We start from the raw sequence: 14,260 nt of genomic DNA, 5'->3' as shown, positions 1-14,260 counted from the left end.
TCGCTCAGCGAATAGAGAAGCCATTAGTCAGTACACAGCGGCGTTGACGTGCAAAGGTACGCGCCGAGGTAGTACCCTCACCAGTCGGGGTGGCAATAGTAAAGGTGGTAAAGCCTTCACCGCCGACACCTATCCCGGCATAGGACGGGCCATTTTTGACAAAAATGGAGGTTTGCAACAAACGAGCAGCCAGATTCAAGCGCGAGACATTTTGCGAGTGCATGGTTGCGGTATGATGCAGGCCGCCCTCGACGTGCAGTGCCAATGTCAGGGCCGCATCGAAATCCTTTACCCGCACCACCGGTAACAGCGGCATCAATTGTTCGGTAGTGACCAGTGGATCATCACCAGCCACTTCGACCAACAACAGGCGCGGGGCTTTAGCCGGGCAGGTGATGCCAGCGGCTTTCAGCAGTTCAATGGGGCTTTTACCCACCAGATTTTTATTGGCATGACCCTGCGGCGTCAGGCAGGTTTTGCGTAAGCTGTCGACCTGTTGCGGATTGCTTATCAGTAATGCATCGAAGGCCTGCATCTGTTGCAATAAACGGTCGGCAACACTTTCCACCACGATCAGGCTTTTCTCGGCAATGCACGGCAGGTTGTAGTCAAATGAAGCGCCCGCCACGATATCCTGCGCCGCTTTAACTAACTCGGCGGTTTCATCCACCAGACAAGGTGGGTTACCCGCACCGGCACCAATCACTTTCTTACCGCTTTTCATGCCCATCGCCACAATGGCCGGGCCACCAGTAATAGCGAGTACGGCAATTTTGTCGTGTGCCATCATCTGTTGGGTGGCTGCGAAACTCGGTTCTTTTACTGTCACCACCAGATTGCGAATGCCGCAACTGTTGAAAATGATCGCTTCAATTTGGGCGATGAGATCCAATGACACGGCTTTAGCACCGGGGTGGGGGCTGAAATAGACGGCATTACCCGCTGCCAACATACTGATACTGTTATTAATAATGGTTTCGGTTGGATTAGTGCTGGGGGCGACTGAACCAATAACGCCGAAGGGTGAATATTCGAATAACACCATGCCGCCATCACCGGTCAGGGCGGTGGTAGATAAGTCTTCAATACCCGGAGTGTTTTCCAGTGCCGCTTTGTTTTTCAGGAATTTATCTTCTTTATTACCCATGCCGGTTTCACTGGCACCGCGCTCGGACAGAGAGACAAGTTGTGGCTTTAATTGCTCACGGATAGCGCGGATAATGGCGCTGCGGGTTTTCATCGGGCTTTGCTGATAGCGTAAAAACGCGCGGTGAGCGGCATTAATGGCTTCATCCACGCTGGCAAAAATGGCGCTGGAGGCAGGGGCCGTGACCGGCGTCAGTTGCTCGGTGAGGATAGTGCGAATGAGCGATTCAAGGTCATTGGTATTCATTATTCATTCCTCAGATGTAAAGCCGATATGGCCGCTTCTGCTATGTGCATATCTTGTTCGACGCTACCGCCGCTTATCCCTAAACCTCCCACCAATTGGCCGTCACGCCACAGTGGGTAGCCGCCACCAAAACTCACCACTTTGCCGCCGGTGCTGGCTTCTAACTGGAATAGGTCGGCACCCGGTTGAATGGCTGCACTGAGTTGGTGGGTAGCGGTTTTCATGGCGACAGCGGTCCAGGCCTTTTTCGGTGCCAGCTCGCTGCTGACCAGCAGGGTATCTGGCATACGGTAGGTCATAATCATGTTGCCGTGGCGGTCGACCAGTGCCACCACTACGGCAATTTGTAATTGCATGGCGGCTTCAACCGCTAACTTAACCAGTTGATGAACATCAGAAAATCCCAGTCCAGCGCGCGCGGGCTGAATGGCCGCTACGGGTTTCTCCGTGGTTGCGGCTAAATAGCGTGCCAGCACGGTTTGTGCTGTTTGTTGCAATGTCTGGCGTTGGTCTTCATCGCGGGCCAGGGCATACAAGCAGTCCGATAGCCGGTTGAGATACTGCAATAACACCGGACGCACCGGCACTTGCTCGGCCAGTTCGATTAACCGCCGCTCGCAGCGCCGCGCCAAGGTGCGGGCAAAATGTAAGCGGCTCCCAGCTTCAGTGTTACCGGGCAGGATAAAACCGTGCACCGGTGGCAGTTGCGCCATGCAGCGGTCCACCGCCTGTTCCAGTGCTTGAATATCGGTTTCACTAATACTTTTTCGCCCACTGGGTGGGGTTTCGCTGCCCTCACTGGCCAGTTCGGCGCTGAAATAAAACAGCTGATGTTGTACGGCATCGAGTAACTGAAGGTTTTCTTCACCTTGTGCCACGCGGGCACACAGGCTAAGTGCCGCATTCAGTTCATCCAGGGCGCCGTAGGTTTCCACCCGAGGATGACTTTTTTTGACGCGTTGACCGGTGAACAGGGCGGTAGTGCCCGCATCACCTGTTTTGGTATAGATGCTCATAAAATCACCGCGTAATCAGTAAGAGCATTCATCGACGATAGCGACAATCGCCAGGTCGATGGCATCATTCGGTTCGGCAAAAACGCGCCGCGCGCTGGAACCACCGGACAGCAGCACCAGTTCACCTTGACCTGCGCCAACAGAGTCGACCGCCACTTCATCCGGCGTGTTGCTGTCCGGAGGCAGTGAGCCATCACCGGCGACACGGCGCACCAACAGTAGTTTCTTACCGATCAGCGTCGGCGACTTTTGTGTTGAAACCACCGAACCTACCACTCGGGCCAGTTGCATGATTTACTCCTGCCTTAACAGTTGAATGTGACGGGCTGACAGTGTTTCCTGCGCCAGCGGTGTAACCAACGTAGAGCTGGCAATCAGCAACCAGCCGGGGTCAAGTGTGGCAATATCGCGATAACTCAATACTTTGCCTGTATGTAGCCGTACCGCCAGACCTTGGTTGTCACTGAAAGTTAGCGGCAACGGGCGCAGTGCCGTCATGGGCAGGGCGGGTAGCAGTTGACGGTGCAGGCTGATATGCACTTTCATGCCCCACGACCAGGCCTCGTTCAAGGCCAGCACCGCTGGACAGGTGGTATCGAACTGCGCCAGCTGATGGATAAACGCCAAATCCGGCAACATTAAATGCAGCGTGGCATGGTGCAGGAATACCGATGTATCCAGCCCGGCGCGTAGCTGAGGCAATAACAGGGCGTGAACCCGGCGTTCGCGCTCAGCCAACCGCGTGACAATCTGGCTGACCAGCTGTTCGGTTTGCGCCTGAGTCAGATTCATGGCTGCGTTGTCCGTGCAGGGGGGAGCAGCGTCGCAAAAGCCGCCGGGTCATCGGCTCCGGCGGCATTGGCCTCGTCGGTATCAATGTGCATTTCCAGTTTCATTTGGGGTGAAACGCGGATAGCAACATCATCCATGATCAACCGACGGCCACTGCCGTGGATGGCCACTTGCACCCGGTCGCCATGTTTGACCCGATAGATAAGGGCATCCAGTGGCGACATATGGATATGGCGCAATGCCACAATCACACCCTGTGGCAATTCCAGCTCACCATAGGGGCTGACCAGCCGGATAGCGGGCGTGTCGTCCAGATTGCCCGACATCCGCAAAGGGGCATTGATACCCAGTGTGCGGGCGTCGGTACGGGAGATCTCAACCTGGCTCTGGCTGCGCAGTGGCCCCAGAATACGGACATTCTTCAAGCTGCCTTTCGGCCCAACCAAGGTCACCGTCTGAGCTGCGGCGAACTGGCCGGGCTGGAGCAGTGCTTTTTTCTCAATCAGCGGCTGATCGGGGAACAATTGTTGGTAATCCTGCACCGCGAGGTGCAGGTGTCGATTGGAAACCCCAAGCGGGATCGGACGAAGACGCATTTCGTCGAGGATCTTACTGACAACGGGTTCCAGTAACGCTTTTTCCATCAGACTTTTCCTCGTTTACCCAAGTGAAGACAGCGAAAGCGAGGCTCACCTTTATGGCGTCGGCAAGCCGGGTCGAGGCAGAGATTGCAGCTCACACGAGGAGCTGGCGGGGCCTCACTTTCTGCACTTTGTCTTGCGACATCCAAATCCATTATTGCCACACCCAAGGCAATTTCTGGTTCATCGTCGGTGGCGGTAGCGGCAGGTCGTGGGGCTTCTGCTTCATCGCACTCGTCGATGGTGGGGCTTGCTGTCATAACCCTTTCGGCGACAACCTGTTGCGCAGGTTCGCTCAAGGTGGTGGTTTCAGTAGCGGCTGGCTCAATGTGTGGCGCTTGCCAATACGCCATTAGGGGATCTGCCGGACGGGCCAGCACCGCACTTGAGACCAGCCCTTGATGCAGTTGGGCAAAGGCGGCTCCGGTGCTGATTGCCGCCTGAACGGAAGCCACATCACCGGTCAGACGGATTAGCATCCAGCCGGAGCCGTTGGTTTTTTCTATGCCAATCAGGGTGACGGATGCCGCTTTTGCCATGACATCCGCTGCACCAATCGCCAGCGCCAGACCGCTAACTTCAAGTAAACCCAGTGACGTTTTCACGCGGTGCTCCTCTTCTTACCCTTAGGCAGAGGTCGGTAAAATGGCTTCTACATCGCTGTGTGGGCGTGGGATCACATGGCAAGATTTCACTTCACCCACTGCGCTGGCTGCCGCAGAACCGGCATCAACCGCCGCTTTAACTGCGCCAACATCGCCGCGAACCATGACCGTCACCAAGCCGGAGCCGATTTTTTCGTAGCCCACGAGCTGTACGTTGGCAGATTTGACCATGGCATCAGCCGCTTCGATGGCAGCGACCAGCCCTTTGGTTTCGATGAGTCCCAGTGCGTTGTTCATAGATATGAGTTCCTTATAATTAAGTTAGGGCTATCTTGTTTGCCATTTTGAACACGTGCAGTGCTCGCCATCCTCACGTACCTTGGCTTTTACAACACCAGGTGTACGCTCCGGTGGCTGTGCGCTGGCCGAGTCCAAACTGCCTGCACCGATAACGCCCTGCTATTTGAAAGTGCTTATTTAAACGGTAAGCCTTTGACTAATCGGGCGGCGTTGTTGCCTAGCCGCCGTAATGGGTCTCCGTCTTGTGCCAGTGGCTGCCGGAACAGCGGGCTGGCGGGGGGTAAATGACGAAAATGCACGATAACTTCGTCGGCAGAACACGCCAGCCCTACCAATAGTGGGGAGCGGGTCGCCGCCTGCCAGGCGCGGAGAATGGCATCCGTGTCATCGTCTTGCTGCCACTGCCAGGGAATGCCTTCTTCCTCAATCCCTAGTAACACTTGGTGCCAGACCGCCTCGGGTGTTGGCGAGGTCAGGCTGATAACAATGGCGGGTGCATCTTGGGTAAAGTTCATGCGTGATTCTCCCGTTGCCAGGACAGAATCAATCCGGTGGCGACCGCATTACGCGGGCCTTCACTGGCGCGGATATTGCCGCGACCGGCCACCAGCTTGTAGTGAGAAAGGGCGTCGGTGACCAATTGCGGGATTTCGAAGTCCAGCGACGAGCCGCCAACCAGCACCACGAAGGGGATATCGCGGATATTGCCGGTCGGACTGACTTGACGTAGCGCGCGAAGCGCATTGGTGACAAACACCCGCTCTTTCGCGCTGCGGCGGATATTGCGTACTTTTTCCAGTGCGTAATCTCCCGGCAGTGGCACCAACCCTTCCGGTTTAACCACCACTAATCGGGCAAAAACTTCAGGTGGTAGCGGTTGTGGGAAGAACTGAACGCTGCCGTCTTCGTGGCGCAGGTGGAACAGACTTTCCACTTTTGCTAAGGGATATTTTTTGATGTCTTCGGCTAAATAGCGGTCCTGGAGATCCAGCTCAGAGGCGATTATCATCGTGACCATATCGCCAGCACCCGCCAGATGGGTGGCAACAATTTGACCTTGTGCATTGATGATTGAGGCATCGGTAGAACCGGCCCCTAAATCGAGGATGGCGAGTGGCCGTCGCGTCCCTGGCGTGGTCAGCGCGCCGAGTATCGCCGCTTCGGCTTCCGCTCCCCCGACCTGTACATCAATATTCAGCGTCTTTTCGATTTCACTGGCGATATGTGCCATTTGTAAGCGGTCAGATTTCACCATCGAGGCAATACCCACCGCCTGTTCGAGCGAGAATTCACCCGCCAAGCCACCAATGACGTTGACCGGCACCGCAGTATCAACGGCCAGCAGATCCTGAATGAAGATCTCATTGGTCGGTTTGTTGGTCAGTTCCGCCATAGTGTGACGGACGTGTTCGAGCATGCCGCCGATATTCGTGCCCGCTTCGCCACTGACATTATCCAGATGTCGGAAGCTGTTGACGGCGGTCATGATGGCTTCAGCACCGGTGGCGACATCCACCCGTACTGTGCGGCCGTTAGCAAATAGCTCCAGATGCCCAGCCGGAATAGCGCGGGCTTTAACATCGCCTTCTGGGGTTTTCACCACCACCGCAGAGCGCGTGCCAATCAAAGCCCGTGCCACCGGAACGATGTTTTTGGTTTCTTCTGCACTCAGCCCGAACACCGTGGCAATGCCATAAGGATTAGAGAGGGTTTCAATCACCTGACCCGGCATGGCAACTTCAACCGCTGCCAACATCCCCATTGGGATACGGTCGATATGCAGCACCTCATCGACGATGGGCAGGGGGTGTGTGAGGCGGTTGCTGACCAGTACACCATCATCCCGTTGCAGGATAATCGCGGTAATGCGGTATCCAGCGCCGTTAGCCGCATTGACCACGGCCGCCACATCGGCAAAATCAACTGCAGAGGGCACCACCAGAATGTAAGGCTGGTTAGGGTCTCGCGTGACTAACTCATCAATCGTGATGGTCAGGCCAACACCTAACCCCAGTCCACCGGGAGTTTTAGGATTGTGACCGATCATGGTGGATTCAGTGATAATGGTTTCAGTTATGGTTTCCATCGCCACATCACCAATGACCGGGGTCGCCTCGTTGATGCGGATAAGATTGATATCGCTGAGTGCGATACCGGCCTTTTCCACCAACATATTCAGCGCCTTAGTGATGCCAAAGATGTTGCGCTGCGTCCCTTTGATACCGGTGGTTTCGGTTAGGGTACTGGTAACAAAGTGCAACTGACCCTCAGCCGCACATTGTGCCAATGCCACTTCCGTTGATGAGTTGCCGATGTCGACTCCGACGATGTAATCCATATCCCGTTCCTCTATACCCTTCATCTTTCAAGTTGCAGCGGTGTTGGCTGCGCTCAATTACCCCAGTCACTTACTTGAGTAAGCTCCTGGGGATGCTTTCCCTTGCCGCCTACCTGCAACACGAAATCTATTGGGTATAACAATTGGCCAATTGATTAATCCATACTGCTGACATATTCCGAGGCCTCGATCTGGAGCAGAGAGGATAGGCAGAAGAGTAAAGCGTCCGCGCCAGGACGGCGCGGCTCGAGCCCCCAGGAAAGGGTTTACGGCGTCTTTACGATCTGCCTGTTCTCTCTGCCATGGGCACATTGTGATAACCCTCTGAGAAATTGATTAATCGTCGCCTTTGAGCTTTTTGCGCTGGACATACAACACGGCGGCTTCGCGCACGAAGGCGGCACAAATGGTCGCTTTGTAGGTCTGTTCCAGATCATCGGCGATAGCATTCAGCTCTTCTTTACTTGAGCGGAATGGGCGCAAGGCGTTATAGATATCCAGTACCTTGTCATCCGGCACGGCGGTCAGTTCAGCTGCGCGTTCGAAATTCATTGCCAGCAGCGGGCGGCCTGCGTCTTTGGCAATAGATGCCTGAATACGCAGGATTTCCGGGGTAATACGTAAATCTTGTGAAGTCACACTGCCGTTTAAAACGTTCGCCAGCGTCAGATCATCCAGTGTTTTATTGGTGGCGGTTTTCACCCAGTCAGGGTGTTTATTCGCCAATGGATAATCAGAGACTTTGGCATCACTGCGCGAGCTGGCCGCTGGAGCGCAAGCGGTAGTTGGCGTTTGGCCTTGCAAGCTGTTCATCTTGCTCAGCACATCGCGAACCATGGATTCAATAGCTTCGGAATTCATTGTGTTTTCCTTTGTTAAAGCGCCACCCGGAGTTCCTGAGGATTCTTGCCGGTCACCACATATTTGGTTTCTTTAATGTGCAGAATCGCGGATTTGGCCTGATATTTCGGCCGTGCCATTTGATCATTCAGGGTCGGAACCGGTTGTGGTGATTCCCGTTTGGCGTAGCGAGCGGCGTTTTTACCAATCAACCGATAGGTTTCCAGCGTCAGTAGCGGGGCCTGTGGGAACAGCTCCAGGTTAGAAAGTGGCGGCAGGCCTTGCTGATGAATGACCGTGGTACCTTTTGACTGGATACCGATAGAGATCCCGGAGCCACTCAGGCGGTTGCCCTCGACGGCAACAAAAGCCACATCGGAGGATTTAAAGCAGCGGATAACCCGCGCTTTGATCCCTTCCTCTTCGATACCGGCAATCACTTCACGCAGAATGTTTTTGTGCGGAATGCCGACAATATTGGCTGTTTGCGACAAGCCAAATGCCGGGCCGACAGCAATAATCACTTCATCCTGATGGGTACCGGGGCGGGCTTCACCCACTTCAGTGAGAAAATCCCCTGACGCCACGGCAGCCGTTGCCGTAGGTTGGGTATCTTGCTTAAAGGAGACGGTATGGTTGTCTCCCTGCATTTCCTGCAATACGCCTTCAATAATTTGGCGTAACAGTTTTTCGTTAATATCCACCATTTCGTGAACCCCTTAGCCAAGCTCATTCGGATCAAGCGCGTTTGGAATATTTTTAATTTCTTCCCAACGTGCACCTTCCAGCCGGTAACCGGTAGCTGGCCCCGCGTAGTCATTGACGTCATTCACCGCTGACAGCACCTGGTTATCCCCTTTGATGATCGCCGAGGTATGCAGGTAGTCGCCGGCAATTTTGGCTTTCTGGATGTTGAGCATGTCCTGCGCCACATCTTCAAAGCCGCCTTGCGCCAAGGCTTTCACCACTTCCAGGCCGGTGCGGTTTTTGCTGATGATTTCCTGCGCGAACTTGATGTCTTCAACGATGTTGCGTTCCGGCATGTCTTTCGATCCGTGGGCGTAGGTCGCCGCAATCACTTCTTCGTCAGTAATTGGCGGCAGGCCCATTCCGGCGAATACTGCTTGCAGAGCGCGCGCAGCTTTATTGCGGATTGCCACGACGTCGGCTTCCAGCACCGGGCGCAGGCCGCCATCGACTTTCAGGTCGCGCTGCATAACGTTGTAATCGTCAAAGTCTTCGGCATCTTCGTTGGAGCCAGCGAACATGTTGTCGTAGTTCGGCACCGCGGAATAACCAGAGGAGATGAAGTCAGTGCCCGGCAGGAACTGCATCAGCAGGCGAGCGGTACGGCGCATATCCGAGTGGGTAAAGGTTTGGTCGTTACTGGATGCACATTCCAAATCCAGCGCGGAGCAAATCAGGTTTTCGGCCAAAATGGCGCGAATGCCCGATGGCACCGCAGACGGCACACCTACGCAACTGACGGAGCCGTTTTGCAGCCCCTGAACCCCGGCGGCTTTGGTGATATAAATACAGCGCGCTTCGAGATACAGCATGGATTTGCCTTCGGCATAGCCCATTTGTACTTCGGAGCCAGAACCGGAGGTGAAGCGCATTTTCAAACCGCGTGATGCATAGGATGAGGCGAGAAAACCTTTCGACCACGGAGTGTCATCACCGTCGGTAAACACCGGTTCAGTGCCATAAACCGAGATGGTTTCGGCATAACAGGTGTGGCCCAACATCCCCAGTTTCAGTTCAGTGGCCTCTTCCAGAGAACATTGAGTCAGCACCCCTGGGCGGCCAACTTGCGAACCGACCAACAGCGCAATGGCATTGAATGGCGCATAACGAGCCACCGCTACCGTAGTTTCTTGCTCATCGAAACCACGGAATGCGCCTTCCGCCGCGTCGGCGGCAATTTGCACCGGGTTATCTTTCACGTTGGTGACGTGAGCTTGTTGTGATGGTGTCCGACGAGCGCGCATTTTCTGCATCGACATCATCATTTCCACCACGTTCATGTGCGACACCACCTCGACGATTTTGGCCGGTGTCATGGCGGTCGTCAGCGGAACAATGGTGCGGCGCGACACATTTGGGTCACACAACATATTGGCCAGCTTGATGGAATCCATTTTCATCACTTCTTCCGCATGGGCCAGATTGATACCGTAGCGCGCGATAAAGTGGTCGATCAGGTCGAAACTGCTTTGTGGTTTACCGTCGAGTTCAGTCACCACACCATTCACAATTTTGATGGAAGGTTTCGGATCATTCGGGCTTTCCATGGCAATAAAGCCTTCCTCGATCCACTCTTTGACAAAGCCGTCCTGATTAACCGGGCGTTTCGCCAACGCTTCAAATCTTTTCGATTTCATGAAACAGCCTCACTGTGGCGTCAGATATAAGAAGGGCGGTCGTTTTTCGGTTCAGCACCTAACGTTGCTAATACCGTTTTGCCGATCTCACGGGCAGAAATCACTGCCTGACGGACTGCGCCAGAATCGCCGGAGATAACCAGAATCACTTCGTTACTAAAGCTGGTGCCCTGTGCGGGAGAGCTGTAAGCCACCACATCAACATTGGCGGATTTCACTGCGGTATCGGCCATCAGAACACCAATGGAAGCCGGTGCGCCGACAATTACGCCGCAAGAACGGCCCAGCGGTGCGCCGAATGCTTTTTCCAGTGCATGGCTGGCACGCGCGCTGTATTGCAATTCGATATGACCCGCTTCATTGGCGTAAACATCACCAAATGTGCGGTCTAACTCTTTCAGCGCCACTTCAACGGCACGTTTCACGTCGGAAACATCATCACCACCGAAGATAATCAGCGAGCCATGACCGGCACCGCCTTTGGTATCGCGCGGTAATTCAATGCTGACCACTTCGGTATTGGTGGCTTTTACTGCTTCATCGGCGGCCATAATGTGCGGGCCAGCACCGGTGCGAGCGCCCAAAATACCAATGGAGCGATAGCGTTTTTCTAGCTTCATTGCGTCCAATAGGGCGCTGTCGACGTTGGCGATCACCAGTCCGACCGTGTCACCGATCGCGGTTCCAACAAATTCCGTTAAACTGCAAGTTTTCTCAGCCATAGCCGTATCTCGTTGTTTATAGGATGGTTGTTTATAAGATGGTTGTGCGGAAGACGCCGGAGCGTGTTCACTGACTTTTGCTATCACCTGCGCCATGATTTGGTCGACCAGGTCATTGCTTTTCATTAGCTATTTCCCTTTGGTAAGTTTCCCTTGGGAAGAAAGGCCTCAACATCGGTATGTGGCCGTGGGATCACATGGGTTGATTTCACTTCACCGACGTTGGCAGCGGCGATAGCGCCTGCATCAGTGGCTGCCTTAACCGCTCCCACATCACCACGGACGATGACAGTGACCAGACCTGAGCCAATTTTTTCGTAGCCTACCAACGTCACATTGGCCGATTTCACCATGGTGTCAGCAGCTTCAATGGCTGCAACCAGCCCTTTGGTTTCCACCATTCCTAGTGCTTCTTGTTGCATAAGTACCTCGACAAATAGCATGTTCAAAAATAATGTTGTTATATTCAGTAATAACGTTGTCAGGTTCGTGCTGAGACTGAATATACAAACAAGCAATGAAAAAGAATGGCTGTATTGAATTTACTGGCGGGAATGGTTAGTGACGAAATAACAAAATATTGTCATGAAAACATTTAACTGATTATTTTATAAGCCTATTTATTAATGGATTGGTGATAATAATTGGTTTTTGCATATTCATAATTACAAATAAGTCGGTGACAACGCCTGTTTTATTTGCTACCCGCGCACACAAATATAAAGATGAAAGCTGGCTCACATTAAAATAGAAACTGCGAGCTTGATAACAATAACGGAAAGAATAAATGACAAGAAAGTCACATTAATTAATTAGACAATAAGTTGCTTATTTACCGGGTTTTGAGGGGGTTCTGGGCCAGGTAATAGCAATAATTTGCTATAGGAACTCTATTTTTTGTTTAATTAATGGCTAATCACGACAACACTTTCATTTTCCGTCTCTTTATAGTGATCAGGTCAAGGGCCGTGCAATACCATACCCGTCATACTTCAAGCTGCATATGCGTTGGCTGCTTTCGTTCACCCCAGTCACTTACTTATGTAAGTTCCTGGGGATTTACTCAATTGCCGCCTTCCTGCAACTCGAATTATTTAGGGTATATAACGTATTAATTTAACCGCAAGCAGGGTAACCCTATGAACGACTCACTTAAGGCTCAGTGTGTAGCAGAATTTCTCGGCACCGGGCTGTTTTTGTTTTTTGGTATTAGTTGCCTCGCGGCGATGAAAGTGGCAGGTGCCAGTTTTGGTTTGTGGGAAATCTGTATTGTGTGGGGGTTGGGGATTTCACTGGCAGTTTATCTGACCGCGGGTATTTCCGGTGCTCACCTCAATCCCGCGATTACCATTGCTTTATGGTTGTTTGCCTGTTTCCCCGCGCGCAAAGTCATTCCCTATAGCATTGCACAGATTGCCGGTGCTTTTGGTGGTGCGGCGCTGTCTTATATGTTGTATCACAACTTATTTACTGATTTTGAAACCGCCCATCAGATGGTACGTGGCAGTCTGGAAAGTCTGCAACTGGCCAGTATTTTCAGTACCTTCCCTTCACCGGCTATCAGTGTATGGCAAGCCGCATTTGTTGAAATCATTATTACCTCCATTCTGATGGGGCTGATTATGGCGTTGACGGATGATGGTAATGGGGTACCGCGTGGTGCATTAGGGCCGCTATTGATTGGTATCCTGGTGGCGGTGATAGGGGCTTCAACCGGGCCATTAACCGGTTTTGCCATGAATCCGGCGCGTGATTTTGGCCCTAAATTATTTACCTTCTTTGCCGGCTGGGGAAAAATCTCAATGACGGGTGGGCGTGATATCCCTTATTTCATTATCCCGATTGTCGCCCCTATTATTGGTGCTTGCCTCGGTGCGGCGGTTTATCGCTTCTTCATTGGCAAAAACCTGCCTTGCAATACCTGTAAATTAGAGGATGAAAAAGCCAGTTTATAAATCAATGTGAGTTTCCTCATCTTGAATCTATGAAACGAGATGAGGAAATTTCGTGATCTATTCTGGTTAATGGACGGATTATAGTCCCCTGTTGATTATGACTCTGGTAAGGTGAATTGTTATTTTCCTTCATTTTTTCCAGAGGCTAAACCTTCACAGGGAAATAGGTTTTCCACTTGCTGATAGGAATGTAAATATAACAAATTAGTAACATAGGGTTTATTGCAGGGATGATTTATAGCAACAAGCGAAATTTAATAACAATAAATTAAAATTAACTGAGAGGTTTTATCATGATTTCTGCCAGTTCTCTAAACTCAGAGCTCATAAATAAAATCGCGCAGGATTTTGCTCAGGCCACAGGGCTGGCCGTGGTGGTAGTGAATATTCACGGCGAAGAGATTTCTGATCTTTTTAACTTTACGCCATTTTGTCAGTTGATGCGCCAGGACCCGGTGAACCATCTTCGTTGCCGAATGAGTGATCGTTGCGGGGGCCTTGAAGCCTCAAAATCAAATGAGCCTTGCATTTATCGCTGTCATGCTGGGTTAACCGATTTCTCTATTCCGCTGGTTATTGCCGGTCATTTAGTGGGTTTTGTGTTATGCGGTCAGGTGCGGTTGCACTCAGATGTTTATCTGATTGATATACTTAATGTCGATAATCACTGGCAGCAGAACCCGGCACTGATGGATGAGTTCCATAATGTGCCGGTTATGGATTTTTCACGAGTGATTGCATCGGCAGATTTATTGAAGTTGATTGTTGAGAATTGCCTCAAAAAACATCTCAATTTTGTGGTGATCAACGACAATATGGGCAGCAAAGAACCGGGCAGAATACGGCCAGTTCACCCCCATGACAGCAAAATGAAAAAAGCATTGCGCTATATTGATACGCATTTATCGGAAGAACTACGGCTGGAAGAAGTGGCGGCCAAGGTGTATCTCAGCCCGTACTACTTCAGCAAATTGTTTAAAAAATATCAGGGCATCGGATTTAATGCCTGGGTCAATCAGCAGCGGATGGCCAATGCCAGAGAGATGTTACAACACAGCGATTGGAGCATTGCCAGCATTGCCAAGAATCTGGGTTTTTCCCAGACCAGCTATTTCTGCAAAGTGTTCCGTCAGACCTACAACGTGACACCGCAGGTATTTCGCTCACTTTCTTCTGAACGCAGCGAAATGGAATGACAGTTATTGATCTAATATCAATTGCTCATGCTGTTTATTCAAGTTTGTCTATTTTAATATCCAGCATGATATTAAAGA

16 protein-coding genes are annotated in these 14,260 nt (G+C 52.1%); 2 read left to right on the top strand and 14 right to left on the bottom strand.

Annotated features, from left to right (window positions below):
• Positions 1 to 4: 4 nt before the first annotated feature.
• The 14 genes from HU019_RS13080 to pduA all read right to left on the bottom strand — a co-directional run bounded on the left by HU019_RS13080 (position 5) and on the right by pduA (position 11,453).
• The gene (locus tag HU019_RS13080) at positions 5 to 1,393 is read right to left on the bottom strand and encodes an aldehyde dehydrogenase family protein (RefSeq protein WP_174847340.1); all 1,389 of its coding nucleotides are present in this window, start codon (positions 1,391 to 1,393) and stop codon (positions 5 to 7) included.
• The gene (locus HU019_RS13075) at positions 1,393 to 2,409 is read right to left on the bottom strand and encodes a cob(I)yrinic acid a,c-diamide adenosyltransferase (RefSeq protein WP_174847339.1); all 1,017 of its coding nucleotides are present in this window, start codon (positions 2,407 to 2,409) and stop codon (positions 1,393 to 1,395) included. The genes HU019_RS13080 and HU019_RS13075 overlap by 1 nt, the downstream gene beginning before the upstream one ends.
• 15 nt (positions 2,410 to 2,424) lie before the next feature.
• Positions 2,425 to 2,700, bottom strand: coding sequence for a EutN/CcmL family microcompartment protein (locus HU019_RS13070; RefSeq protein WP_004699362.1), 276 nt, complete (start codon positions 2,698 to 2,700; stop codon positions 2,425 to 2,427).
• Between the two features lie 3 nt (positions 2,701 to 2,703).
• Positions 2,704 to 3,201 (bottom strand): microcompartment protein PduM, encoded by a 498-nt coding sequence (gene pduM, locus HU019_RS13065; protein ID WP_174847338.1) that lies wholly within the window; start codon positions 3,199 to 3,201, stop codon positions 2,704 to 2,706.
• Positions 3,198 to 3,845 (bottom strand): phosphate propanoyltransferase, encoded by a 648-nt coding sequence (locus HU019_RS13060; RefSeq protein ID WP_174847337.1) that lies wholly within the window; start codon positions 3,843 to 3,845, stop codon positions 3,198 to 3,200. Before HU019_RS13060 ends, pduM begins: the two co-directional genes overlap by 4 nt.
• Positions 3,845 to 4,447 (bottom strand): BMC domain-containing protein, encoded by a 603-nt coding sequence (locus HU019_RS13055; protein WP_174847336.1) that lies wholly within the window; start codon positions 4,445 to 4,447, stop codon positions 3,845 to 3,847. Before HU019_RS13055 ends, HU019_RS13060 begins: the two co-directional genes overlap by 1 nt.
• A 21-nt stretch (positions 4,448 to 4,468) precedes the next feature.
• Positions 4,469 to 4,744 (bottom strand): propanediol utilization microcompartment protein PduJ, encoded by a 276-nt coding sequence (gene pduJ / locus HU019_RS13050; protein ID WP_004388818.1) that lies wholly within the window; start codon positions 4,742 to 4,744, stop codon positions 4,469 to 4,471.
• A 176-nt stretch (positions 4,745 to 4,920) separates the two neighbouring features.
• The gene (locus HU019_RS13045) at positions 4,921 to 5,262 is read right to left on the bottom strand and encodes a glycerol dehydratase reactivase beta/small subunit family protein (protein WP_174847335.1); all 342 of its coding nucleotides are present in this window, start codon (positions 5,260 to 5,262) and stop codon (positions 4,921 to 4,923) included.
• Entirely contained in the window at positions 5,259 to 7,085 is a 1,827-nt protein-coding gene (locus tag HU019_RS13040) for a diol dehydratase reactivase subunit alpha (protein ID WP_174847334.1), read from the bottom strand. The genes HU019_RS13045 and HU019_RS13040 overlap by 4 nt, the downstream gene beginning before the upstream one ends.
• 336 nt (positions 7,086 to 7,421) lie before the next feature.
• On the bottom strand, positions 7,422 to 7,946 hold the full coding sequence (pduE, locus tag HU019_RS13035; protein WP_011816692.1) for a propanediol dehydratase small subunit PduE: 525 nt from the start codon (positions 7,944 to 7,946) through the stop codon (positions 7,422 to 7,424).
• A 14-nt stretch (positions 7,947 to 7,960) separates the two neighbouring features.
• Positions 7,961 to 8,629: a propanediol/glycerol family dehydratase medium subunit gene (locus HU019_RS13030; protein ID WP_174847382.1), complete on the bottom strand. Its 669-nt coding sequence runs from the start codon at positions 8,627 to 8,629 to the stop codon at positions 7,961 to 7,963.
• Between the two features lie 15 nt (positions 8,630 to 8,644).
• Positions 8,645 to 10,309 carry a propanediol dehydratase large subunit PduC gene (pduC, locus tag HU019_RS13025; RefSeq protein ID WP_005168448.1) on the bottom strand — a complete coding sequence of 555 codons (1,665 nt, stop codon included), beginning with the start codon at positions 10,307 to 10,309 and terminating at the stop codon, positions 8,645 to 8,647.
• Between the two features lie 20 nt (positions 10,310 to 10,329).
• Complete coding sequence (gene pduB, locus HU019_RS13020; RefSeq protein ID WP_019080985.1) at positions 10,330 to 11,157, bottom strand: propanediol utilization microcompartment protein PduB; 828 nt, start codon at positions 11,155 to 11,157, stop codon at positions 10,330 to 10,332.
• Entirely contained in the window at positions 11,157 to 11,453 is a 297-nt protein-coding gene (gene pduA / locus HU019_RS13015; RefSeq protein ID WP_005157689.1) for a propanediol utilization microcompartment protein PduA, read from the bottom strand. Before pduA ends, pduB begins: the two co-directional genes overlap by 1 nt.
• A 717-nt stretch (positions 11,454 to 12,170) precedes the next feature.
• Here pduA and pduF point away from each other — a divergent pair.
• Both pduF and pocR read left to right on the top strand, forming a co-directional pair.
• Complete coding sequence (pduF, locus tag HU019_RS13010; protein ID WP_004699353.1) at positions 12,171 to 12,986, top strand: propanediol diffusion facilitator PduF; 816 nt, start codon at positions 12,171 to 12,173, stop codon at positions 12,984 to 12,986.
• 293 nt (positions 12,987 to 13,279) lie between these two features.
• A complete protein-coding gene (gene pocR, locus HU019_RS13005; RefSeq protein WP_005168458.1) occupies positions 13,280 to 14,182 on the top strand; it encodes a transcriptional regulator PocR in 903 nt (300 codons plus the stop codon).
• Positions 14,183 to 14,260: the final 78 nt, after the last annotated feature.

The sequence above is a fragment of the Yersinia artesiana genome, assembly GCF_902726545.1.
GTDB lineage: Bacteria > Pseudomonadota > Gammaproteobacteria > Enterobacterales > Enterobacteriaceae > Yersinia > Yersinia artesiana.
Note: the sequence above shows the minus strand (reverse complement) of the source record. Positions and strands in the feature narration are given on the sequence as shown.